This window comes from Chelativorans sp., from assembly GCF_031180965.1.
Classification (GTDB): Bacteria; Pseudomonadota; Alphaproteobacteria; order Rhizobiales; family Rhizobiaceae; genus Chelativorans.
Genome location: NZ_JAPSLH010000016.1, coordinates 23,873 through 47,337, shown reverse-complemented (window position 1 = coordinate 47,337; position 23,465 = coordinate 23,873). Strand labels below are relative to the sequence as shown.

The window sequence follows — 23,465 nt, the reverse complement described above, 5'->3', positions numbered from 1 at the left end:
CCCGCCGCCATTGATGGCACGGTTTGCTACTGGCCGGAAGCCTCGGCCTTCGCCGGATCCTTCACGGCCTCGTAGGTCGCGAACTCGACATTGTAGAGTTCGCCGTCGGCTTCCTTCACCTCGCGCATATAGATGTTCTGGACGATGTCGCGCGTCTGCGGATCAATGGTGATCGGGCCGCGCGGGCTGGTCCAGGACAGGCCCTTCATGGCTTCGATCAGAGCCTCGCCGGTGGCATCGCCCCCGGTCTTTTCTAGCGCGGCATAGATCAGATGCATGCCGTCATAGCCGCCGACCGACATGAAGTTGGGGCGCATGCCGTTATGGGCCGACTTGAAGGCCTCCACATAGGCCTTGTTCTCCGGACTGTCATGGGCGGCCGAATAGTGATGGCCGGTGATTGCGCCGAGCGCCGGCTGGCCCATATCGTTGAGAAGGTCGTCATCCGTGACGTCGCCGGTGGCGATCAGCTTGATGCCCGCCTCGGCGAGTCCCCGGTCGGCGAACTGTTTCATGAAGAGCGAGCCGACGCCCGACGGCAGGAAGACGAAGATGGCGTCCGGGTCGGCATCGCGAACGCGCTGCAGATAGGGCGCGAAATCCGGGTTCTGCAGCGGCACGCGCACCGCTTCCACGATCTCGCCGCCCTTGGCGGTGAATTCCTTCGTAAACCAGGTCTCGGCATCGATGCCGGGACCGTAGTCGCTCACCAGGGTGACGACGCGCTTGAGGCCGTTCTCCGCAGCCCAGGTCCCGACCGGGACGGAGGCCTGCGGCAGCGTGAAGCTCGAGCGGACATAATAGTCGGACTGCTCGGTGATCGACGAAGTGGCCGCGGCCATGACCACCGCTGGGATCTTCGCCTGGTTGATTACCGGCGCCACCGCGAGCGCAAGCGGCGTGAGGCCGAAGCCGCCCAGCACATTCACGCCCTCATTCACGACAAGCTCCTGCGCGATGCGGCGCGTCTGGTCGGCGGTGCTGGCATCATCGCGGACGACGAGCTCGATCTTCTTGCCCGCCACCGTGTCGCCATGCATGGCCATGTAGGTGCGGACGCCTGCTTCCACCTGCCGGCCGGTCGAGGCGAAGGGACCCGTCATGGGCAGGATGAGCCCGACCTTGACCGTCTCCTGCGCATGGCCCGGTATTGCGGCCAGTGCCGACATGGCAAGGCCGGCCGATGCGGCGACGAAGCTTCTTCTGGTGATCACGACTTCCTCCACTCAGGTTGCGGCGGCTCGCGCCGCCTCTTTTGCTTTGCTCCGGCTTTTGCTCCGGAGATGACAGATTATCTAGGCCGAGACCAGCGCTAGCCCCGGCACGCGGTGGATCAGGCTGCGGTCTTCATCCATGACGAACTCGATATTGTGGCGCGCCAGGCGGGCGTGCTCGCGCGCCAGCGATTCCGCCCTCGCCCCCTCGCGCATTTCGATGGCTGCGACGATTTCCCTGTGCTGGCGCTGAGCATGCACCAGCGACATGCGGAAAGCCAGCACGTCCTCCTGCTTTTCCAGGAACGCGCTGGGCGAGGCGAAGGGCAGCTTGGTGGCGCGCTCCACTTCGCGCCGCATCATCTCGCTGCCGGAAAGGCCGGCCAGCGCCGTATGGAATTCGGCATTGAGCTCGACATACTGGTCGAACAGCATGTCCTCCGGACGCTCGCGGAAGCATTTGTCGAGTTCGGCGATGAGCTGCTTGATGGATTTGAGCTTGGCCGGGGCCACGCCGCGCTCGGCGGCGAGCCTTGCTGCCGTTCCCTCCATGACGCCGCGTAGTTCGATCGCGTCGAACACATCGGCGACGGTGAAGCTGCGCACCGCATAGCCGCCGGAGGGGATCTGCTCCAGCAGCCCTTCCTGCTCCAGCCGCGCAAGGGCCGCCCGCAGCGGCGTGCGGGAAATGCCGAGCCGCTCGGCAAGGCTTGCCTCGGACAGCCTTTCGCCCGGCGAGACGCCGCCGCCGAGCACCAGGTCGCGCACGCCAAGGAGCGCCTTGAAGGTCTGGCTGTCCCGTTTCCTGTCCGCCACCCGTTTCATCGGCTCAAAGCCTTATCCCGGTTGCGAAAACTACCCCCGGCAGGCGTAGATGAGAATGCTGCCCGCATGCAACTGCCTTTTGCAAGGCGCCCCGGCGCCTCGCAGGAGAACGGGCCCGGGCTATGCCGCCCGGACCCTGTTCCCTGACCTTAGACGGTCTGCTTCGTGCGCCAGCTGTCCGCATAATTCTCGCGTGCATCGCGGGAATACGGCACGGGCGAGACCTTGACACGGATCTCCAGCTGCTTGTGCGATTCGACGGTGGTCTTCTTGGTGCCGCCATTCTCCTCGCCCCAGAGGAGGGTGAGGACGTCGCCGACCTGGATGTCCGGGTCGACCGTGCCGAGCGACAGCATCGAGCGCTCGTTGAAGCTGTAGCCGGAGAACATGGAGAAACCGACCACCTTGCCGTTCTTCATGACTGCGTCGTAGTTGGCCGAGGCGTAGTTGGAGAGCGGCAGGTCGATATATTTGTAGTTCTCGATGCCCGGCTCCATCATGGAGCGGAACACCTGCGCCACGTCGTCGGCGTTCCAGGCGAAGGTCACCTTCTTGCGGTGCGGCTTTCCAGCGATCTTCTCCAGCGCCTCGCGGCCGATGAAGTCGTGGTCGAACTTCACGAACGGCCCGTAGCCGATCTCGTAGGGCGTGACGTAATAGTCCTCGATCCTGTCGGAGACGAAGCTGCCGCCGATCGATCCCGTGGCCTCGTAGCTGTCGGGCCCGAGCCACTCGCGATAGGCCTTCATCTCCGGATCGGAGTAGACGGCCGGCAGGGGGGACGGGATCCAGCCCGATTCCAGCGTGTTGGTGGCGTAGGCGCGCGAGCCGACCGGCACGATGCCGAACTCGGCCCCGGCCTCCAGGATGGTCGAGCGGACCTCTTCGCCTTCTTCATACGGCCCCCAGAGCTCCAGGCCCGGCGCGCCGGACATGCCGTGGCGCAGGCAACGCACGCGGCGCTTGCCGATATTGATCTCGCTCATATTGAAGAACTTGACCTCGGGGATCGGCCCGCCATTGAGCTTCTCGAGGATCTGCCAGGCATTCGGCCCCTGCACCTGGTAGCGGTAGCGGCGGCGCACCACGGCCTTGCCCATCGTGCGTGCGGGCGAACGGTCGTCGCGGTCGAGCTTGACGTCATAGCCGCCCGTTTCGCCGTGGAACTGAACCCAGTTGATGGTCGGCGCGCGCCCCACGAGCAGGAACTGCTGCTCGGCGAGATGGAACAGGATGACGTCGCCGATGACATGGCCGCTATAGCTGACCGGCACGAACTGCTTGGCGCGGTTCACCGGGAAGTTGGCCACGCTGTTGATGCCGAGGCGGCTGATGAGCTTCAGCGCATCGGGCCCTTCCACCATCAGTTCGGCCATGTGATGCGACTGGTCGAAGAGCACCGCGGTCTTGCGCCAGGCGGCCTGCTCGTCGCGCCAGTTGGTGAACTCCGCCGGCACCACCGGGTAGACATAGGCGCCGATCTGCGAGTTGCGCAGCATCTGCACCACATTCCCCGCGCTTTGCATTTTCTCTTCGAGGTTCCTGGCAGTCATCATTTCCTCCCTTCCTGGGACGTTGGTCCTGCGATCAAGTTGATCTTCCCGGCAGCGCCGTGGCACCGGCTGGCGCCGGCGGTTTGGCCGTATGCGCCTGCGCACCGGCTGACGTGCTGCATTCAATCGGTATACAACTGCCACGCCCGACCGCCGGCTGTCAATCGTGTCGGGGCGGCTTTTGGGGTACCTACCTGGTGTGATCTGGAAACATCCCCTGCCAGATATAAGGGGAATTCGGCCTCTTTTTTTTACCAGAAGCAAGGGGAGCCCTCTGAAGAAGCGGCGGGAAAGCACAACCGTTCCCTCAGAGCGGAAAGTGTGCAACAGGGCCGATCGCGCAGATACGGTATACAGAAAATTCCCGTTCGGGTGCAGCATTGCGCTTCCCGTGACCATATTGAAGCCGGTTTCTCATTAAGTGATATTATCGCCTCGCGGGCGTTTCGCCAAAGGAGGAGACAACGGGCGCCCGCTCCCCGCGGCTACACTTGCCTCCCGCCAATACGTGCCTCGCACATGTGGGCTCCTACTGCTTTCCCCGCGCCGAAAGTAAGGTAAAAATCCCTTGCAATGAGATTGTTGATGCAGCATGGATTCGCACGGGATTTACAATGCACTTCCATCGCGCCATCCCACTGCGTGCGGGCGGCCGCGCCCGGCAGCGCGGAACGCCGTTTGCGCCGCCGATTCGCCTGAACCATTCGAACTGGAAACCGCCTCTCGATGTCCTTGGACCCGATCCAGCTCGCCATCATCTTCGCCTGCCTCGCGGGGGGCGGAATCCTGAAGGGCGCGACCGGTGCGGGCGCGCCGGTGCTCGCCGTGCCGGCGATCGCGATGATCGTCGACGTCAAATTCGCCGTGATCGTGATGCTGATGCCGAACCTGCTCACCAATCTCTGGCAGGGCTGGAATCTGCGCCGCCATCTTCTGCCCGCCCCCTTTGTGATAAGGCTCGCGGGAGCCGGCGCGGCCGGCGTCTTCGTCGGCACCCTGATGCTTGCCTTCCTATCGCCGGACCTGCTGTCGCTCATGGTGGCCGGCGCAGTCATCATCTATATCCTGCTGCGCCGCGCGCGCCCGAGCTGGCAGATCGCCTACCCTCTCGCCAGCCGCTTGAGCGTGCCCGCGGGCCTTGCCGCCGGCGTTCTACAGGGCGCCGCCGGCCTTTCCGCCCCCGTCTCCATCTCCTTCCTGAGCGCCATGCGACTGGAGCGGCATATCTTCATGGCGACGATCTCGATGCTCTTCGTCGCGATGACCGCGCTGCAGATCGTCACCCTCGTCTATCTCGGCATTTTTTCCGTAGAGGGCGCCCTGATCAGCCTCATGGCCATGGTGCCGATCCTGGCCTTTATGCCGGTCGGCGCGGCGCTCGGCCGGCGCCTGTCGCGCGAAGCCTTCGATCGGGCGATCCTGGTGCTCCTCGGCGTGCTGGCGGCGAAGATCGTCTACGACGCGCTGGCGGGCTGAGCAGCGCTTCAGCGCCGGATCACCTCTTCGATCAGCTTGCCGGGCCGTGCTTCCCGCTCGAGCTGGTCGAACGTGCATTGATGCGGCGCCTTGTCGGGGCGCCAGCGCAGGAGCCGCGTCCCATGGCGGAAGCGGTCGCCGGTCACCTGATCGTAGGACACTTCCACAACAAGCTCGTGCCGGAGCGGCTCCCACTGCCCGCTCCGTTCCGTCGACCAGCGGCTGGGCCCGCCAGGCGCGCGGCCGGTAAAGCCGGGCGGGCCTTTCAGCGCCTCCAGCTTTCGGGTCAGGGCCGGCCGCTCCTCATTGCTGATCATGGAGGTGAAGCCGACATGATCGAGCTTCCCTTCGCCGTTGAAAAGCCCCAGCAGCAGCGAGCCGACAAGCTTGCTGTCCTTGCCGTAACGGAAGCCGCCGACCACGCAGTCGGCCGAGCGGATGCGCTTCACCTTGAGCATGGCGCGCTCGCCGCTCTCGTAAGGGCCGTCGAGCCGCTTGGCGATCACGCCGTCGAGCGCACCGCCGGCCCGCGCCAGCCACGCCTCCGCTTCGCTGCGTTTGCGCGTATAGGGCGAAAGGCCCACGCCCGGGACGGTGGCGCCGGCAAGAAAGCTTTCCAACGCGGCGCGCCGCTCGGTCAGCGGCGCCTCCATCAGGTTCTCCCCGCCGGGCCTGACCGGCATATCGAAGAGGATGAGGACCGCAGGCGTTTCCCGCGCCAGCTTCCGGATGCGGCTCTCCGCCGGGTGCAGCCGCAGCTGCAGCGCGTCGAAGGACAGCGTCTCCCCTACGGGGATGACAAGTTCGCCGTCGACCACGAAACCCTCGCCGGGAAGCGAGCGCACGATCTCCACGACTTCCGGGAAGAAGCGGCCGAGCGGCTTGCCGGATTTCGCGAAAAGCTCGACGTCGTCACCAAAACGCGAGGCGATGCAGCGGAAGCCATCCCATTTCGGCTCGAACTCCCAGCCGGGTTCCTCAGGCAGGGCATCGACCGATTTCGCCTCCATGGGCGGAATCGGCAGCACGATATCTGCGGGCTTTTCACCTTTGCCTCGCGATGTCCTGGATGGGGCGGCGGCCATGATGCGTCCTGCTTTGCCGGGCAGAACGCACCTGCCGGTCGGGCGTTCCCGCGATCCTCCGCGAGGCTAGTCCCAGCTCAGCGCCCCACCGTTCTGGTATTCGATCACGCGGGTCTCGAAAAAGTTCTTCTCCTTCTTCAGATCCATCGCCTCGGACATCCAGGGGAATGGATTTTCGGTCTCGGCGAAGACCGGCGGAAGGCCGAGCTGTGCGCAGCGGCGGTTGGCGATGAAGTGCATGTATTTTTCGCACAGCGCGGCGTTGAGGCCGAGAAAGCCGCGCGGCATCGTATCCCGCCCATAGGCCGCCTCGATCTCCGCCCCTTCCTTCAGCATGTGCCGCACTTCGTCCTGGAAAGCGGGCGTCCACAGATGCGGATTCTCGTGCTTGATCTGGTTGATCACGTCGATGCCGAAATTCAAATGGATCGACTCGTCGCGCAGGATGTACTGGTACTGCTCGGCGATGCCCACCATCTTGTTGCGCCGGCCGAGCGACAGGATCTGCGCGAAGCCGGTATAGAACCACATCCCCTCGAAGACGACGTAGAAGGCGACGAGATCGCGCAGGAAAGCCTGATCGGCTTGCGGCGTGCCGGTGCGGAAATCCGGGTCGTCCAGGTGGCGCGTGTAGTCGAGCGCCCAGGCCGCCTTGTCGGTGATCGACGGCACTTCCCGGTACATGTTGAAGAGTTCTCCCTCGTCGAGCCCGAGGCTTTCCACGATGTATTGGAAGGTGTGCGTGTGCACCGCCTCCTCGAATGCCTGGCGCAGGAGGTACTGCCGGCATTCTGGATTGGTGAGGTGGCGGTAGATTGCGAGGACGATGTTGTTGGCCACCAGCGATTCGGAGGCGGCGAAGAAGCCGAGATTGCGCTTCACCATGCGCCGCTCGTCCTCCGTCAGGCCGTCCGTGGACTTCCACAGGGCGATGTCAGCCTGCATCGACACTTCGGTCGGCATCCAATGATTGTTGCAGGCCGACAGGTATTTCTCCCACGCCCAGCGGTATTTGAGCGGCAGGAGCTGATTCACGTCGGCGCGCGCATTGATCATGCGCTTGTCGTCGACGGAGACGCGCCCCGCCCCGCGCTCGATCGCGCCGAGGCCCGTGGCGTCGGCATTGCCGTTCACGGTCGGCGGGTTTGATGAAGAGAGTTCGGGATTGGACTCGTTCCAGTTCAGCATTTTTGGTCTCCTGATTTCGCGGATGGTCCCCCACTCCGTCCCGCTTCGCGGGCCAGCTCTCCCCGCAAGCGGGCGAGAGGAAGAGCGCCCGGCGTTGCGGCTGGGGTTTTCCTCTCCCTCACGGAGTGGGGGAGGTGGCGAGCGCAGCGAGCCGGAGGGGGGTTACGGTACTGTTCGCGGTCCCACGCCTGGTGAGGGCACGTGAACTATTGGCACGCCTCGCAATCGGGATCGTCGATCGCGCAGGCTTTCGCCTCCTCCAGCTCGAAGGGGGTCGGCTGCGGCGTGACGGCCACAGCATTCAGCTTGCCGTCCGAGCGTTTGAGCGTGGACTTCTCCACATGGGTCGCCGAGCGCGAGCGCAGATAGTAGGTCGTCTTCAGCCCCTTCCGCCAGGCGAGCCGGTAGAGCTCGTCGAGCTTCTTGCCCGAAGGATTGGCGATGTAGAGGTTGAGCGACTGTGCCTGATCAATCCACTTCTGCCTGCGCGAGGCGGCCTCGATCAGCCAGGCCGGATCGATCTCGAAGGCGGTCGCGTAGAGCGCCTTGAGGTCGTCGGGCACGCGGTCGATCTCACCCAGCGAGCCGTCGTAATATTTGAGGTCGGAGACCATCACCTCGTCCCACAGCCCGCGCGCCTTCAAATCGTGCACCAGCGCCGCGTTCACCACCGTGAAGTCGCCGGACATGTTCGATTTCACGAACAGGTTCTGGTAGTTGGGTTCGATCGACTGGGATACCCCGCAGATGTTGGAGATCGTCGCCGTCGGCGCGATCGCCATGCAGTTCGAGTTGCGCATCCCGTGCTCCACCACGCGCTTGCGCAGGCTCTCCCAATCGAGCGTAGCGCTGCGATCCATGCTTTCAAAGCCGCGGGATTCGGCGACATAGCCGACAGAGTCGATCGGCAGCACGCCCTTCGACCAGAGCGAGCCGGGAAAGCTCGCATAGGCGCCGCGCTCTTCGGCCAGCTCCGCGGAAGCGGCGATGGCGTGATAGGCGATCGCCTCCATGCTGCGGTCGGCAAATTCCACCGCCCCTTCCGAGGCGTAAGGCAGCCGCAGAGTCTGCAGCGCATCCTGGAAGCCCATCATGCCGAGGCCGACCGGCCGGTGCCGGAGGTTGGACCGGCGCGCCTCGGGGATGGTGTAGAAATTGATGTCGATGACATTGTCCAGCATGCGCATGGCGGTCGAGACAGTGCGAGCGAGCTTCTCCAGGTCGAGCCCCTTCTCGCTCACATGGGCAGCAAGATTGATGGAGCCGAGATTGCACACGGCCACCTCGTCCCGGGACGTGTTGAGCGTGATCTCGGTGCAGAGGTTGGAGGAGTGCACCACGCCGACATGGCGCTGCGGCGAACGCAGGTTGCAGGGGTCCTTGAAGGTGATCCAGGGATGGCCGGTCTCGAACAGCATGGTCAGCATGCGCCGCCAGAGCTCGACCGCACGCAGCTTCTTGATCACGCGGATCTCCCCGCGTGCCGCCTTCGCCTCATAGGCCTCATAAGCGGCCTTGAAGGCCGGGCCGTAGAGGTCGTGCAGGTCCGGCGCCTCGTCGGGCGAGAACAGCGTCCACTCCCCGTCCGTTTCCACGCGCTCCATGAAGAGATCCGGCACCCAGTTGGCCGTGTTCATGTCATGCGTCCGGCGGCGGTCGTCACCCGTGTTCTTCCGAAGATCAAGGAACTCTTCGATATCGATGTGCCAGGTCTCGAGATAGGCGCATACGGCGCCCTTGCGCTTGCCGCCCTGGTTGACGGCGATCGCCGTGTCGTTGGCCACCTTGAGGAAGGGCACGATTCCCTGGCTCTTGCCATTGGTGCCCTTGATGCGGGCGCCGAGCCCCCGCACCGGCGTCCAGTCATTGCCGAGCCCGCCGGAATATTTCGCCAGAAGCGCATTGTCCCGGACGGCCTTGAAGATGCCGTCGAGATCGTCTGAGACTGTGGTGAGAAAACAGGAGGAAAGCTGCGGGCGCAGCGTGCCGGCGTTGAACAGCGTCGGTGTGGAGCACATGAAATCGAAGGAGGAGAGGAGTTCGTAGAACGCGATCGCGCGCGTCTCACGGTCGATCTCGCGCACCGCAAGCCCCATGGCCACACGCATGAAGAAGGCCTGCGGCAGTTCGAAGCGCACCTCCTCCTTGTGCAGGAAATAGCGGTCGTAGAGCGTCTGCAGGCCGAGATACTGGAATTTGAGGTCGCGCTCGGCTTTCAGCGCCGCGCCCAGCTTTTTCAGGTCGAAGCGGGCAAGCTCGGGGTCGATCATCTCGGCGTTGATTCCCGCCTTGATGAACCGTTCGAAATAGACGGGGTACCGCTCGGCCATCTCGGCCTGGGTGGCCTGTTCGGGCCTGCCCTCCACGAAGGTGAGCGCCTCGCGGCGCAGCCTGTCGAGGAGCAGCCGCGCGCTGACCTCGGAATAGTTCGGCTCGGTCTCCACCAGTGTGCGCGCGGCCAGGATCGGCGCCAGCGAGAGCTCGTCGAGCGAAATCCCGTCATAGAGGTTGCGCCGCGCCTCCGTGAGAACGGCCTCGGCCGAAACCGCCTCCAGCCCGTCGCAGGCTTCCGCGACGATCGCAGCCAGCCGTGCCTCGTCCAGCGGCGCCTTGCTGCCATCCGCGAGCGTCACCTGCAGGGCCGGCTGCGCAGCCTCGACGGGCCGCGCCGCCTGCCGCTCGCGCGCCCGCGCCTCGCGGTAGAGCACATAGGCTCGGGCTATCCTGTGGTGCCCGCCGCGCATCAAGGCGAGTTCCACCTGGTCCTGTATCTCCTCGATATGGAAGGTGCGGCCCGCCTCTCCCCGGCGGGTCAGGGCGGCGACCACCTGCCCGGTCAGCTCTTCCACCACCTCGTGCACGCGGCGCGAGCCGGCAGCGACCGAGCCTTCCACCGCCAGAAATGCCTTGGTGAGCGCGATGGCGATCTTGCCCGGATCGAAGGGCGTGACCGAGCCGTTGCGGCGGATGACGCGCCAGCCGGGCTCGGCCGCGTGATCACGCCGCTCTGGCGCGGGAATGGGGACGCTGGCCGTCCCGTTCGGATAGTGAGAAGCAGTTGCCGACATGGAAAACCCCGTGTGTGAAGCGACGGGAATTCGGGATGCATGCCGGACGGCGGCGGAGAACCGCCGCAACCAAGCGCACCGCCGGGACACCCCGCCCGTGGACGTTCAAAAGCGCATCACGGCAGGTCTCCTGGCTCGCAGGTCATCGCCGCTGTCTGACCTTCCCAGCGCTCTTGCGCCAGTGGCGTTACGCGACAGCAACTCGCTGCTTACAGTTGCGGGGGCAGCGCCGGCCTTGCACCGGCTTCCCTCTTAGCTCTCGACCCGAACTCGACTCGACAGCACCGTGAATACCCAACATCTAGTATCCGGGCTGTCGCCCCTGTCAATAGGTGGAGATCACTTTTTTGCAGGTCCGGGCACCGCGCCGCGGGAAAACACCGGCGGGGACCGGCATTGGCATTTCCGCCCGGCCATGCCAAACAGCGGCGAATCTGAACCAGGCTCCTACGAACCATGCAAGACAGCACAGACGGGCAAGGTCTCTGGGCCGAAACCGCGTCGCCCGCGCCCTCGACGGCCGGGCTCGCCGGCCTCAGGACCGTCGACGTGGCCGTTGTCGGCGGCGGTTTCACCGGCCTTTCGGCCGCCCTGCACCTGGCGCAGGCGGGCGTGGAGACCGTCGTGCTGGACGGCGCGGAGATCGGCCATGGCGGTTCGGGCCGCAATGTGGGGCTTGTCAATGCCGGCATGTGGGTGCTGCCGGACGAACTGCCGCGCGCGCTGGGCGCAATCCATGGCGAAAGGCTCCTCCGGCTGCTGGGCGATGCGCCCCGCGCGGTCTTCGAGCTGATCGAACGGCATGGCATCGATTGTGAGGCCGAGCGCGCCGGCACACTGCATTGTGCCGTCGGCAAGGCCGGGCTTAGGGAACTGGAAATACGCGCCGAGCAATGGGCGAAAAGAGGCGCGCCCGTCCATCTGCTGTCCGCCGACGAGGCCACGCGAAAGACGGGCACCAGCGCCTATACGGGCGCCCTCCTCGACCTCAGGGCTGGAACGATCCAGCCGCTCGCCTATGCGCGCGGCCTGGCAGGGGCGGCGATCTCCGCCGGAGCACAGATCTTCACCCACACTCCGGCACTGTCCCTGGAGCGCGATGGGCCGCGTTGGCGGATCGCCACCCCCTCCGGAACCGTCATCGCCAACTGGGTGATCGCCGCCACCAACGCCTACACGGCCAATCTCTGGCCGGAGATCCGCAGCGAGTTCGTGCTCCTGCCCTATTTCAACTTCGCCACCGATCCGCTGGACGAGGCCACCCGCGAAAAGATCCTCCCCGAACGGCAGGGCGCCTGGGACACGGAGAAAGTGCTGACCTCCTTCCGGCTGGATCGGCAGGGCCGCCTCATCTTCGGCAGCGTCGGCGCGCTGCGCGGGACGGGCCGCGCCGTGCACGAAGCCTGGGCGCGGCGCACCGTGAAAAAACTTTTCCCCATGCTCGGCGAGGTTGCCTTCCGGCATTCCTGGTACGGCATGATCGGCATGACGGACAACAGCCTGCCGAAATTCCACCGCCTGGCGGAAAATGTCGTCGGCTTCAGCGGCTATAACGGCCGCGGCATTGCCCCCGGCACGGTCTTCGGCCGCCTGCTGGCGCAGCATGTCCTCGGCGAAATCTCGGAGGAGGACCTGCCCCTGCCGGTGACGCCGCCGAAGCCGGTTGCCCTGCGCGGCCTGCGCCAGGCCGGCATCGAATGGGGCGCGCAGGCGGTCCACCTCCTGCGCATCTTCATCTAGCCGAATTTTTCCACCGCGAGCGCCAGCGCGCCGTCCAATGCGGTGCCGCGAGCGGGCTGCAGGAGCGACCGGAAACGCTCGCCGAGATAAGGCGTATAGGGGGCTCCGAGCCCACCCAGTAGGCAGACGCGGTCACATCCCGGCGGCATCACGGCATCAAGCGAGGCCTCGATCCAACCGATCGCATCATCGATGATTTTTTTTCCCACCGCGTCGCCCCGCCCGGCATGGTCGAAGATCTCCGGCGCGAAGGCGGCGAACTCGGCCGGCCGGGAGCGCTGTCCGAAGACGACGATCTCGCGCGGATCATTGCCGAACCTGGCAAGCACGGCCTCCGTCAGAGCCGAGCCGGGAGTGATGTGGTCGAAGGCGAGCAGCGCCTCTTCCAGCAGCGCGCGCCCGAGCCTTGCACCGCTCGCCTGGTCGCCTAGCAGAAAGCCCCAGCCGCCGATGATGCGGATGGCCCCGCCGACCTGGGCGCCGAAGACCGATCCGGTGCCGATGATGCCGGCGGCCCCGTCATGGCCGCCCAGCGCGCCGCGCACGGCGGCCGTGGCGTCCGATTCGACGATGCTGTCGGCGAAGGGCAGCCGCCGCTGCAGCTCCTCCCCGTACCGGCCTACATTGGCGCCCGCCAGCGCCAGCACCGCCTTGCAGCCGGACAGCGCCGCGGGAGCGAGCCCCGCTGCTTGGGCGGCGCGCTCCACCGCCCCGATGATGTTGACGAGAGCGCCCTCGAGATCCGTCATCACATTGGCCGGCCCGCCCTCGGCGCGCCCGAGCATATGGCCTCCCGCATCGGCGACAATCGCCCGGCATCCCGTTCCGCCCCCGTCGACCGCCACGAGCCTCATCAGCCGATCGCCTTCCCTTCGCCGACTCCCCGCCGCAGGCGCCATGTTGCCCGCCCGCGCTGACGATTCAACCGTTTAATTTTCCTGCTGGAAAAGCGCCGCGGAATGTTCTTACATGGCCGCATCCGCGGGGGCACGATCGTGGGGTGATCAAGCACAGCGTTCATTGACATGCGCAGGCCGAGCACCGGAAGCCGGCTGCCCCACCTCTAAAACCTCCATCAATCAAGGGAACACGGCGTCAGCCGAAGGGAGAGAAAGATGACAAGCAGAAGCCTACTCGCATTCCTCAGCGCCACCAGCATGCTTGCGGGCAGCGCCGGGCTGGCGACGGCGCAGGATGTGACGCTGACGATCGAAAGCTGGCGCAACGACGATCTCGCCATCTGGCAGGAACAGCTCATTCCCGCCTTCGAGGCGGCCAATCCCGGCATCAAGGTGGTCTTCTCCCCCTCGGCGCCCACCGAGTACAATGCGGCGCTCAACGCCAAGCTCGATGCCGGCTCGGGTGGCGACCTCATCACCTGCCGCCCCTTCGACGCCTCTCTCGAGCTCTACAACAAGGGCCAGCTCGCGAATCTTTCCGACCTTCCGGGCATGGAGAATTTCTCCGATGTGGCGAAGTCCGCCTGGCAGACCGACGACGGCTCGGCCACCTTCTGCGTGCCCATGGCTTCGGTGATCCACGGCTTCATCTACAACAAGGATGCTTTCGAGGAACTGGGGCTCGAGGTGCCGACGACCGAGGACGAGTTCTTCGCCGTGCTCGACAAGATCAAGGAGGACGGCACCTACATCCCCATGGCCATGGGCACGAAGGACCTCTGGGAAGCCGCCACCATGGGCTACCAGAATATCGGCCCGAACTACTGGAAGGGTGAGGAAGGCCGCCAGGCGCTCATCAAGGGCGAGCAGAAGCTGACCGATCCGCAATGGGTGGACCCGTTCAAGACATTGGCGCGCTGGAAGGACTATTTCGGCGACGGCTTCGAGGCGCAGTCCTATCCTGATAGCCAGAACCTCTTCACGTTGGGCCGCGCGGCGATCTATCCTGCCGGCTCGTGGGAGATCTCGGTATTCAACACCCAGGCCGACTTCGAGATGGGCGCGTTCCCGCCGCCCGTGAAGGCCGCCGGCGACACCTGCTACATCTCCGACCACACGGACATCGCCATCGGCCTCAATGCCAAGAGCCCGAACGCGGAAGCCGGCAGGAAATTCCTGTCCTGGGTGGCGTCGGAGGAGTTCGCCAGGATCTATGCCAATGCGCTGCCGGGCTTCTTCAGCCTCTCGTCCAAGCCTGTCGAGATGCAGGACCCGCTGGCGCAGGAATTCGTCTCCTGGCGCGAGAAGTGCGAGCCCACCATCCGCTCCACCTATCAGATCCTGTCGCGCGGCACGCCCAATCTGGAAAACGAGACCTGGACCGCCTCCGCCAATGTGATCAACGGCACGGAGACGCCCGAAGCCGCCGCCCAGCGCCTGCAGGAGGGACTTGCAAGCTGGTACGAGCCGCAGAAGGGGAAGTGACGGAAGATTCAGCCGCGTTCGGGGCCGCCACTCCGGCGGCCTCTCTTTTTTGAGGTAGGGTATGGCGGCCGCAACCAAGCCGATCCGCTGGCACATCGTCTTGTTTCTGGCGCCGGCGGTGCTCGTCTACACGGTGGTGATGATCCTGCCGCTCTTCGGCACGCTGCAGCTTTCGCTGTTCCGCGGAACCCCCGACGGCCAGGTCTTCGTCGGGTTCGACAATTTCCGCACGCTGCTCGGCGACCCGCGCTGGTCCGCCAGCTTCTGGAACGCACTCTGGAACAATGTCTGGTTCTTCATCATCCACATGCTGGTGCAGAACCCGATCGGCATCCTTCTTGCCGCGCTGCTTTCCAATCCGCGGCTGCGCCTGCGCGGCTTCTACCGCACGGCGATCTTTATCCCCACCATCCTCTCTTTCGTCATCGTCGGCTTCGTCTGGAAGCTGATCCTGAGCCCGATCTGGGGCGTGGCGCCCGACCTGCTCGGGATGATCGGCCTCAAGGGGCTGTTCGCGCCCTGGCTCGGCAAGGAGGAATATGCGCTGACCACGCTGGGCCTCATCTCCGTCTGGCAGTTCGTGGGCATTCCGATGATGCTGATCTATGCCGCGCTTCTCGCCATTCCCGACGAGATCCTGGAAGCGGCCGAATGCGATGGCATCACCGGCATGGCCCAGTTCTGGAAGATAAAGCTGCCGCTCATCCTGCCCTCGATCGGCATCATCTCGGTGCTGACCTTCGTGGGCAATTTCAATGCGTTCGACCTGATCTATTCGAGCCAGGGCGCCATGGCCGGCCCCAACTTCTCTACCGACATTCTCGGCACGTTCCTTTATCGCACCTTTTTCGGCTTCCAGCTGCAGATCGGCGATTCCAACATGGGCGCGACGATCGCATCCATGATGTTCTTCATCATCCTCGCCGGCGTGTGCCTCTACCTCTTCGCCATCCAGACGCGTCTGCGTCGGTATCAGTTCTGAGGTCGGGATGAGCAAGGCCCGCACCTCCCCCTGGCGTAGCGCGGCGGCCCATGCGGTGCTGATCGCCTATACGGCCGTCGCGCTGTTCCCGGTGCTCGTCATCATCATCAATTCCTTCAAGACCCGCCAAGGCATCTTCCGCTCGCCGCTTTCCCTGCCCAACGCGGAGACCTTCAGCCTGATCGGCTATGAGACCGTGCTGGCGCAGGGCGATTTCTTCCTCTACTTCCAGAACAGCATGATCGTGACGGTTGTCTCGCTGTTCTGCGTGCTCTTGTTCGGCGCCATGGCGGCCTTTGCGCTTGCCGAATACCGCTTCCGCGGCAACTCGCTGATGGGGCTTTACCTCGCGCTCGGCATCATGATCCCGATCCGGCTCGGCACGGTGGCTATTCTGCAGTTGATGGTGGCGAGCGGACTGGTCAACACGCTGACGGCGCTGATCCTGGTCTATACGGCCCAGGGCCTGCCGCTTGCCGTCTTCATCCTCTCCGAATTCATGCGCCAGGTCTCCGACGACCTGAAGAATGCCGGCCGCATAGACGGGCTCTCGGAATACCGCATTTTCTTCCGCCTCGTCCTGCCGCTGGTGCGCCCCGCCATGGCGACGGTGGCCGTCTTCACCATGATCCCGATCTGGAACGACCTCTGGTTCCCACTGATCCTCGCGCCGGCCGAGGAGACCAAGACGATCACCCTCGGCGCGCAAGTCTTCATCGGGCAGTTCGTGACCAACTGGAACGCGGTGCTGGCGGCCCTGTCGCTGGCGATCCTGCCCGTCCTGATCCTCTACCTCATCTTCTCCCGTCAGCTCATCCGCGGGATCACAGCAGGAGCCGTCAAATGAGCGGGAAGCCCTTGAGCGTCCTTGTGGCCGGCCTTGGCAATATGGGCCGCAGCCATGCGCTGGCCTATCACCGCAATCCCGGTTTTGAGATCGCCGCCCTGGTCAACCGCTCTCCGGTAGACCTGGAGGAGGAGCTCGCCGGTTACACGGTCGAACGCTCCTTCGAGGAGGCGCTGCGGCGCGAGAAGCCGGACGTCGCCTCCATCAACACCTATTCCGACAGCCACGCCGACTACGCCGTCATGGCGCTGGAGGCCGGCTGCCATGTCTTCGTGGAAAAGCCTCTGGCGACGACGGTGGAGGACGCCGAGCGCGTGGTCGCCGCCGCCAGGGCGAATGGCCGCAAGCTGGTCATCGGCTATATCCTGCGCCACCATCCTTCCTGGCAAAGGCTGATCGCGGAGGCCCGCGCGCTGGGCGGGCCGTACGTCTTCCGCATGAACCTGAACCAGCAGTCGAGCGGCCCCACCTGGGAGACGCACCGGCGGCTGATGGAAACGACCTCCCCCATCGTCGATTGCGGCGTGCATTATGTAGACGTCATGTGCCAGATCACCGACGCATGGCCCCTGGAGGTGCGCGGCATGGGCGTGCGGCTATCCGACGAGATCAAGCCGGACATGTACAATTACGGGCATCTGCAGGTGCTGTTCGAGGACGGCTCGGTGGGCTGGTACGAGGCGGCGTGGGGGCCGATGATTTCGGAAACCGCTTTCTTCGTGAAAGACATCATGTCGCCCAAGGGTAGCGTCTCCATCGTCATGGACGAGGGCGCAAAATCCGACGACATCGACACGCATACCAAGACGGCCACCATCCGCATCCACCGCGCCGAGCGCCGCGCCGACGGCCGTTTCGCCGCGCCGGACGAGATCCTGCGCATGGAGGGCGAGCCCGGCCACCAGGAGCTCTGCGAGCGCGAGCAGGCGTTTCTGCTGAAGGCCATCCGCGAGGACGTCGACCTCTCCCGCCACATGGAGGATGCCGTGCAGTCCCTGAAGATTTGCCTGGCGGCGGACGAAAGCGTGCGCACCGGGCGTGCGGTGAGATTGTGAGGCAGAATTGGGTTCGCTGACTCTTCAGAATATCAGGAAATCCTTCGGCGCGACCGAGGTGCTGAAGGGCATCGATCTTTCCGTCGAGGACGGCGAGTTCGTGATCTTCGTCGGGCCTTCGGGCTGCGGAAAATCGACGCTACTGCGCGTCATCGCCGGCCTCGAGGACGCCACGTCGGGCCATGTTCTCATCGAGGGGCAGCCGGTCGACCATGTGCCGCCCGCCAAGCGCGGCATCGCCATGGTGTTTCAGAGCTACGCGCTCTATCCGCACTTGAATGTGCGCGACAATATGGGCCTTGGCCTGAAGCAGGCCGGGCGGCCGCGGGAGGAGATCCGTGAGCGCGTGGCCGCCGCCTCCCACATGCTCGGGCTGGACGACTATCTCGAGCGTCGCCCGGCCGAGCTTTCCGGCGGCCAGCGCCAGCGCGTCGCCATCGGGCGCGCCATCGTGCGCAATCCGAAGCTTTTCCTGTTCGACGAGCCGCTCTCCAATCTCGATGCGGCGCTGCGCGTGAACACCCGGCTGGAGCTCGCCAGGCTGCACCGCGATCTCACTGCAACCATGATCTATGTGACGCATGACCAGGTGGAGGCGATGACGCTGGGCGACCGCATCGTCATCCTCAATGCCGGGCGCATCGAGCAGGTCGGCACGCCCATGGAGCTCTACAACCGGCCGGCGAACCTCTTCGTCGCCGGCTTCATCGGCTCGCCCAAGATGAATTTCGTGGAAGCCGAGCGGCTCGGCCAGAATGGCGCCAAGACCCTGGGCGTGCGGCCCGAGCACATCACGGTCGATCCGCAATCGGGCGACTGGAAGGGCAGCGTGATCCATGTGGAACACCTCGGCGCCGACACGATCCTCTATCTCGACACGGAACAGGCGGGACTGGTCACGGTCCGGCTCTTCGGCGAGCACCGCTTCGCGCCGGACGATATCCTTTTCGTCACGCCTCAGCCGCAGCGCATCTACCGCTTCGATGCGGACGGCAGAGTGATGGGCTGACGGGCCCCAGCCGCTTCCCCAGCGCTCATTCGGGAGGGAGCCGCGCCTGCGGGATTCCGCCAGATTACCTTGACGTAAACGTCATTCGATCCTAATTCCTGGCTCTCTCGCCTGCGCGCAGAGGACGCGCCGCAGGCCCTCACCCTTTCACCCTAGGAGCAGCCAGATGAGCATGGATGATATCGCCGCAAGGATGCGCGACCGGGTTGCCGGCTCCGGCTTCGACCGGTCCGTGAAGTTCGATTGCGGCGCGGAGGGCGTGATCCTGATCGATGGCGGCACCGTCTCGACCAGTGACGGCCCGGCCGATTGCGTCATTGCGCTGGACAAGGACGACCTGGCCGCGATGGTCGCCGGCGAGCTCGATCCGACTGCCGCATTCATGCAGGGCAAGCTCAAGGTGGAGGGCGACATGTCGGTCGCCATGCAGCTCAGCCAGGTGATCTGAGCCGGGGCTCGCGGCAGGTCAGGCGGCGAGGCTCGCCGCCAGCATGATCAGCCCCATCAGCAGGATGAGGGCCGCGCCGGCGATCTCGATGCCGGAATGGATGCGCGCGCTCCAGGCGCCGCCGCCGGAAAGCGCCACCGCCCAGTTCTTCGCCGTGACCGCGAGGATCGCCAGGACCGAGACGGTGATAGCGGTTCCGAGCGCCATCGCGAAGACCGATACGATGCCGCCGAGCCAGAGCGCGTTGAGGAACGAGAAGGTCAGCACGATCAGCGCGCCCGAACAGGGGCGCATGCCGACCGCCGCCACCGCCGACCAGGCGCCGCGCCAGCCGAGCCGATCCTGGCCGAGGTGAGCCGGATCCGGCGCGTGCGAGTGCCCGCAGGACGGACACACTTCGCCCGCCGTCAAATCGTGGTGGTCGTGATGCGCATGCCCGTGACCATGGTGATGGTGGTGCTCACCCCCGCCAAGATGATGATGCCCATGCTCATCGTGGTGGTGATGGTGGTGGTCGTGGGCATGTTCCAGCGCCGGGGCAGCGGCCGAAAGGCTGCGCGCGGGCTGCCCCTGCCCGCGAAGGACGGGGGCGAGCTTGCGCCACAGGAGCCAGGCGCCGAAGGCGGCAATCAGCACGTAGCTCAGCAATTCCAGCACACGCGTGGCGTCCGTCATGGACACGGTCGTGCCGCGCAGGAGCAGAAACACCGCCCCCATGACGGCGATCGCAGTGATCGCCTGCAGGGCCGCGGAGGCGAAGGAAAGGACGATGCCGCGCCTCAGCGCCACTTCATTGGCGAGCATATAGGAGGAAATCACCGCCTTCCCGTGGCCCGGCCCCGCCGCATGGAACACGCCATAGGCGAAGGAGAGGCCGACGAGCAGCCACAGCTGCGAGCCGTCCTCACGCATCCCCTTAAGCGCGCCCGTGAGCGCGCGATAAAAGCTCTGCTGGTGCGCGTTCACCCATTGCATCAGTCCCGCGAACGGCCCGCCCGGGGCGATGGAAGGCTCGGCCGTGCCGATGCCGAGCGAGCTTTGCGCGTGCGCGGCGGGTAGGAGAATGATTGTCGTCAACGCGGCAAGGGCAACGACCTCCGTCAATTGGCCGATCGGCGTCTTGGCACGGTATAACAGAACGCCGTCATTCCCGCTCATAGCTCAGCCCCCGCTGCTTAACCGTTGCCGTTGCACGTAATCTCAAGCTTGGTGGCAAAGATCCTGCTGAGATCGTTGCCGCCCGGATCGCTGAAGAAAGCCTCCGTCAGCGTGTCCTGGTTCTGCGCGATCGCCTCGTCCGGATCGGGCCGGATGACGGCGCGCGAGCAGCCCTGCGGCATGTTCTCCACCGCCAGATACTCGTCCTCGGTGAAATCGATCGCCGTGTAGAAGGTCGGGTCATAGACGCCGAAATCCACCTTGCCCTGCAGCTCCAGCGCGTCCTTCGGGCGCGTTTCGAAGAGGATGATGAGCTGGTTGTCCGTGAAATCGGCCCTGAGCTCGGCCGGCGGTTGCATGGCCACCTCGCGCCCATTGGCGGTGACGATCTGGAAATAGTTGAACTCGGCCAGCGATTCGTGGACCACGCCGGCCACTTCCTTCAGCTCCGCATCGTCGAGCTTCAGGTCCTGATTTCCGTCGAATTCCACCAGCACCGTGCTTGAGAAGAGATCGTCGAAGCGCCAGACATGGCGCAGTGCCTGCACCTGCCGGTTCTGCCCGACGGCCACGTCAAGGCGCGCTTCGGCAAAGACATGAGGATGCGCCAGCGCCGGCCCAGCCATCGCGGCGAGCGCGGCCGCCGCGCCGGCCAGCCTTTTTCGTCCCGTCCCGCAAGGCATGCGAAAGCCCCATCGATTCCCGTGAAGCGGCCTTCTCTATCACGATCCCGGCAAAAATGGGACACGGGATCAGGGGAATAGGGCAATAGGGAAGTAGAACCCCCGGGGCGAGGGATCGAGTTGTCTAGACAATGCGACAACCTGGATTGCTCTCAATCCCTACTTCCCTAGTCCCTTCTTCCCCACTCCCCCGCACAATTCTCCTTGAGCCATTGAGCGAGGAAATCGACCAGCGCACGCACCTTGGCCGGCAGATAGCGCCGGTGCGGATAGACGGCGAAGATGCCCGCCCCGTCTGTGATGAAGTCGTCGAGGACCGTGACGAGGCGCCCGGCCTTCAGCTCGGGTGCGGCGATGAAGTCCGGCACGAAGGCGAAGCCCAGTCCGGCGACCGCGGCAGCCCGCACGGCGAGCGGGCTGTTGGCCTCGAGGCGCCCATTGACCGGAACGGTAATCGGCAAGCCCCGCTCCTGAAAGGGCCAGTTCTGGCGAAACCGGCTATTGGTATCGACAATGCAGGGCAGGTTCTGCAGCTCGCGCGGATGCCTTGGCCGCCCATGCTTGTCGATGAGGGCGGGCGAAGCGCAGAGCGGCACGCGGAAGGGTGCGAGGCGCCGGGCAATCAGCGAAGAGTCGTCGAGCCTGGTGATGCGGATCGCAAGATCGAAGCCTTCCTCGACCAGATCGACGAAGCGGTCGTCGAGCTGGATGTCCAGCACGATATCGGGATGTGCCGCGGCGAAGTCGATCAGCGACTGACCGATCGGCGCGTCCGCAAAGGTGCGCGGAGCGGACAGTTTTATGCGCCCGCGGATATCGCTCGAAGATTCGCGCACGGTTTCCGAGAGCGCGTCGATCTCACGCACAAGCTCCGTCGCCCTCTGGTAGTAGGTCTGGCCGGTTTCGGTGAGCGAGAATTTGCGGGTCGTGCGGTTGAGAAGCAGGGCGCCGAGCTCGTCCTCCAGCTCGCGCACATATTTCGACAGCAACGCCTTCGATCGCCCGGCCTTGCGGGCGGCGGCGGAAAAACCTTCCGCCTCCACGACCTGGATGAAGGCGCGCATGCGGGTGAGCGTGTCCATGGGGTGTCAGGACCCGGAGAGGATTTTCGCCGCGATGCGGATGAGCTGCCGGTCGCTGCCTGCGGGCCCGAGCAGGGAGATGCCGAAAGGCGCGCCATGCACCTCCCCGAGCGGAATGGAGATTTGCGGCCAGCCGAGCAGGCCGGCAAGGCAGGTGAGCGCCAGGCCGCGATGGCGGTAGCTCTCCTGCTCCTCCAGCGTCGCGATCTTGAGCGGCGCAGCCGATGGCTGCGTCGGCATGACGACCACCATGTCCGGCCGCATCAGCGCGGAAAAATCGCCCTGGAAATCGCGCCGCCTTTGCCGCGCTTCCTCCACCATTGCGCCCGTGATCGACCTGCCGAAGGCAAACCGCTCCTTGACGCCGGGACCGAGACCCCGATCCTTCTGGGACAGGAACGATGCCTGTGAGGCCCAGGCCTCATAGGCCTGGATCTGCCTGAACTTCTCGTAGAGATCCTCCAGCTCTCCTGGCAGGGCGAGGAAGGTTGCCGGCTTCTCGAACCGCTCGAGCACGCGGGCCAGCATTGCCCGATAGGCCTTTTGCTCCGCCTCGCCGAAGAACCGTGCCTCCAGTTCGGCGATCCGCACCGGCGTGCGAAGCTCTTCGCCATGGGAATCTTCGCCGAAAAGCACGTTGGCGACGGCTTCGTATGTCGCCGCATCGCGGGTGAACCAGCCAAGCGTGTCGAACGACGGCGCGAGCGGCATGGCGCCTTCCATCGTGATTCGGCCATGGGTGGTGCGCAGGCCGAGGAGCCCGCAGAAGGATGCCGGGATGCGCACGGAGCCGTTCGTATCGGACCCGATGGCGAAATCGGCCAGCCCGCCTGCGACGGCGGCGGCCGACCCCGAAGATGAGCCGCCGGTCACACGCTCGCGCGCCCGAGCATTCACCGGCGGCGGGAAATGGGCGTTGAGGCCCATCATGGAAAAGGCGAGCTCGTCCGTCTGGGTCTTCCCCGCAAAGGCGGCGCCAGCGTCGAGCAGGGCCTGGATCGCCGGCGCGGTGCTCGCCGCGGGCCCGGCTTCCGCCTCCTTCTGCGGATTGCCGCAGCCGGTCGGATAGCCGGCGACGTCATAGATGTCCTTCAGGCCGAAGGAGAGGCCCCTGAGCGGCCCCGTTTCTGCGGAACGCACCGGCTTGTCGGGATAGTCGACGAATGCGTTGAGCGGGTCGCGTGTGCCGGTCATGGAAACCTCTTCCGCAGCTTCGGCGGGACAATCGGCGCTTGCGGTGGATTTTTCAAGCCGGCGCGAATTTTGCGTTGATTGTGACAGCGAACGATCCTATATCGCGACTGCCCAAAGTCGCACGTGCCTGTGGGTGTCCGCCGGGCCTCGAAATGGCGAGGAAACCGGTACGGTACCTGGACCTAACCGCTCCAGTCGATCTAACGGCCAACCGAGAGATCGAGGACATCTTGAAGCAACGACGGTGCGGGCCTTTCTGGTGTCTGCCGGTTGTCCAAAGACCGGGGTTACTGAAGAGGCACACCTTCATTGCCGGCAGTGCGGAGGGGTTTCCCATCCAAAGCTGAGGCAGACAAAGCGAGCATTCGCCGCGAGGCGGGAGCTCATCGCTATGCGCAAGGCGCGTCAACGGTTCCGGTGATTTCCACCCTCCGGCCGTCGGAACGCCAAGGCGCATCCTTTGTCCACCGCGGG

Annotated in this window: 19 protein-coding genes and 1 riboswitch; of the genes, 8 read left to right on the top strand and 11 right to left on the bottom strand. The window is 65.0% G+C overall.

What is annotated here, in order from left to right; all coding sequences use genetic code 11:
- Positions 1-26: 26 nt before the first annotated feature.
- The 3 genes from RIN79_RS13395 to RIN79_RS13385 all read right to left on the bottom strand — a co-directional run bounded on the left by RIN79_RS13395 (position 27) and on the right by RIN79_RS13385 (position 3,592).
- Positions 27-1,214, bottom strand: a complete 1,188-nt coding sequence (locus RIN79_RS13395) for an ABC transporter substrate-binding protein (RefSeq protein ID WP_309085167.1) — start codon at positions 1,212-1,214, stop codon at positions 27-29.
- 81 nt (positions 1,215-1,295) lie between these two features.
- Positions 1,296-2,039: a GntR family transcriptional regulator gene (locus RIN79_RS13390; RefSeq protein WP_309085166.1), complete on the bottom strand. Its 744-nt coding sequence runs from the start codon at positions 2,037-2,039 to the stop codon at positions 1,296-1,298.
- Between the two features lie 149 nt (positions 2,040-2,188).
- On the bottom strand, positions 2,189-3,592 hold the full coding sequence (locus tag RIN79_RS13385; RefSeq protein ID WP_309085210.1) for an aminomethyl transferase family protein: 1,404 nt from the start codon (positions 3,590-3,592) through the stop codon (positions 2,189-2,191).
- Positions 3,593-4,318: 726 nt separating this feature from the next.
- Here RIN79_RS13385 and RIN79_RS13380 point away from each other — a divergent pair.
- On the top strand, positions 4,319-5,068 hold the full coding sequence (locus tag RIN79_RS13380) for a sulfite exporter TauE/SafE family protein (protein ID WP_309085165.1): 750 nt from the start codon (positions 4,319-4,321) through the stop codon (positions 5,066-5,068).
- Between the two features lie 8 nt (positions 5,069-5,076).
- Here the strand turns inward: RIN79_RS13380 and RIN79_RS13375 are convergent, their stop codons facing one another.
- The 3 genes from RIN79_RS13375 to RIN79_RS13365 form a co-directional block, all read right to left on the bottom strand.
- Entirely contained in the window at positions 5,077-6,153 is a 1,077-nt protein-coding gene (locus RIN79_RS13375; RefSeq protein WP_309085164.1) for an ATP-dependent DNA ligase, read from the bottom strand.
- Between the two features lie 66 nt (positions 6,154-6,219).
- Entirely contained in the window at positions 6,220-7,341 is a 1,122-nt protein-coding gene (locus RIN79_RS13370) for a ribonucleotide-diphosphate reductase subunit beta (protein WP_309085163.1), read from the bottom strand.
- A gap of 206 nt (positions 7,342-7,547) precedes the next feature.
- Positions 7,548-10,409, bottom strand: a complete 2,862-nt coding sequence (locus RIN79_RS13365) for a ribonucleoside-diphosphate reductase subunit alpha (RefSeq protein WP_309085162.1) — start codon at positions 10,407-10,409, stop codon at positions 7,548-7,550.
- 102 nt (positions 10,410-10,511) lie between these two features.
- A riboswitch (cobalamin riboswitch) is annotated at positions 10,512-10,713 on the bottom strand.
- Between the two features lie 152 nt (positions 10,714-10,865).
- On the opposite strand from RIN79_RS13365, the gene RIN79_RS13360 reads away from it, so the two are divergent.
- Positions 10,866-12,149 (top strand): FAD-binding oxidoreductase, encoded by a 1,284-nt coding sequence (locus RIN79_RS13360; RefSeq protein WP_309085161.1) that lies wholly within the window; start codon positions 10,866-10,868, stop codon positions 12,147-12,149.
- Here the strand turns inward: RIN79_RS13360 and RIN79_RS13355 are convergent.
- A complete protein-coding gene (locus tag RIN79_RS13355; RefSeq protein WP_375165932.1) occupies positions 12,146-13,003 on the bottom strand; it encodes a BadF/BadG/BcrA/BcrD ATPase family protein in 858 nt (285 codons plus the stop codon). The genes RIN79_RS13360 and RIN79_RS13355 overlap by 4 nt on opposite strands.
- 261 nt (positions 13,004-13,264) lie before the next feature.
- On the opposite strand from RIN79_RS13355, the gene RIN79_RS13350 reads away from it, so the two are divergent.
- The 6 genes from RIN79_RS13350 to RIN79_RS13325 all read left to right on the top strand — a co-directional run bounded on the left by RIN79_RS13350 (position 13,265) and on the right by RIN79_RS13325 (position 18,874).
- Positions 13,265-14,533 carry an ABC transporter substrate-binding protein gene (locus tag RIN79_RS13350; RefSeq protein ID WP_309085160.1) on the top strand — a complete coding sequence of 423 codons (1,269 nt, stop codon included), beginning with the start codon at positions 13,265-13,267 and terminating at the stop codon, positions 14,531-14,533.
- Positions 14,534-14,594: 61 nt separating this feature from the next.
- Positions 14,595-15,515 (top strand): sugar ABC transporter permease, encoded by a 921-nt coding sequence (locus tag RIN79_RS13345; RefSeq protein ID WP_309085159.1) that lies wholly within the window; start codon positions 14,595-14,597, stop codon positions 15,513-15,515.
- A 7-nt stretch (positions 15,516-15,522) separates the two neighbouring features.
- On the top strand, positions 15,523-16,362 hold the full coding sequence (locus RIN79_RS13340; protein ID WP_309085158.1) for a carbohydrate ABC transporter permease: 840 nt from the start codon (positions 15,523-15,525) through the stop codon (positions 16,360-16,362).
- Positions 16,359-17,417 carry a Gfo/Idh/MocA family oxidoreductase gene (locus RIN79_RS13335; RefSeq protein ID WP_309085157.1) on the top strand — a complete coding sequence of 353 codons (1,059 nt, stop codon included), beginning with the start codon at positions 16,359-16,361 and terminating at the stop codon, positions 17,415-17,417. The genes RIN79_RS13340 and RIN79_RS13335 overlap by 4 nt, the downstream gene beginning before the upstream one ends.
- A 7-nt stretch (positions 17,418-17,424) precedes the next feature.
- Positions 17,425-18,426, top strand: a complete 1,002-nt coding sequence (locus RIN79_RS13330) for an ABC transporter ATP-binding protein (RefSeq protein WP_309085156.1) — start codon at positions 17,425-17,427, stop codon at positions 18,424-18,426.
- Positions 18,427-18,592: 166 nt separating this feature from the next.
- Positions 18,593-18,874 (top strand): SCP2 sterol-binding domain-containing protein, encoded by a 282-nt coding sequence (locus tag RIN79_RS13325; RefSeq protein WP_309085155.1) that lies wholly within the window; start codon positions 18,593-18,595, stop codon positions 18,872-18,874.
- A gap of 18 nt (positions 18,875-18,892) precedes the next feature.
- On the opposite strand, the gene RIN79_RS13320 is transcribed toward RIN79_RS13325, so the two are convergent.
- The 4 genes from RIN79_RS13320 to RIN79_RS13305 all read right to left on the bottom strand — a co-directional run bounded on the left by RIN79_RS13320 (position 18,893) and on the right by RIN79_RS13305 (position 22,991).
- The gene (locus RIN79_RS13320; RefSeq protein WP_309085154.1) at positions 18,893-20,032 is read right to left on the bottom strand and encodes a nickel/cobalt transporter; all 1,140 of its coding nucleotides are present in this window, start codon (positions 20,030-20,032) and stop codon (positions 18,893-18,895) included.
- Between the two features lie 17 nt (positions 20,033-20,049).
- Positions 20,050-20,715 carry a DUF1007 family protein gene (locus tag RIN79_RS13315; RefSeq protein WP_309085153.1) on the bottom strand — a complete coding sequence of 222 codons (666 nt, stop codon included), beginning with the start codon at positions 20,713-20,715 and terminating at the stop codon, positions 20,050-20,052.
- Positions 20,716-20,882: 167 nt separating this feature from the next.
- A complete protein-coding gene (locus RIN79_RS13310) occupies positions 20,883-21,797 on the bottom strand; it encodes a LysR family transcriptional regulator (protein ID WP_309085152.1) in 915 nt (304 codons plus the stop codon).
- Between the two features lie 6 nt (positions 21,798-21,803).
- A complete protein-coding gene (locus RIN79_RS13305; RefSeq protein ID WP_309085151.1) occupies positions 21,804-22,991 on the bottom strand; it encodes an amidase in 1,188 nt (395 codons plus the stop codon).
- Positions 22,992-23,465 lie beyond the last annotated feature (474 nt).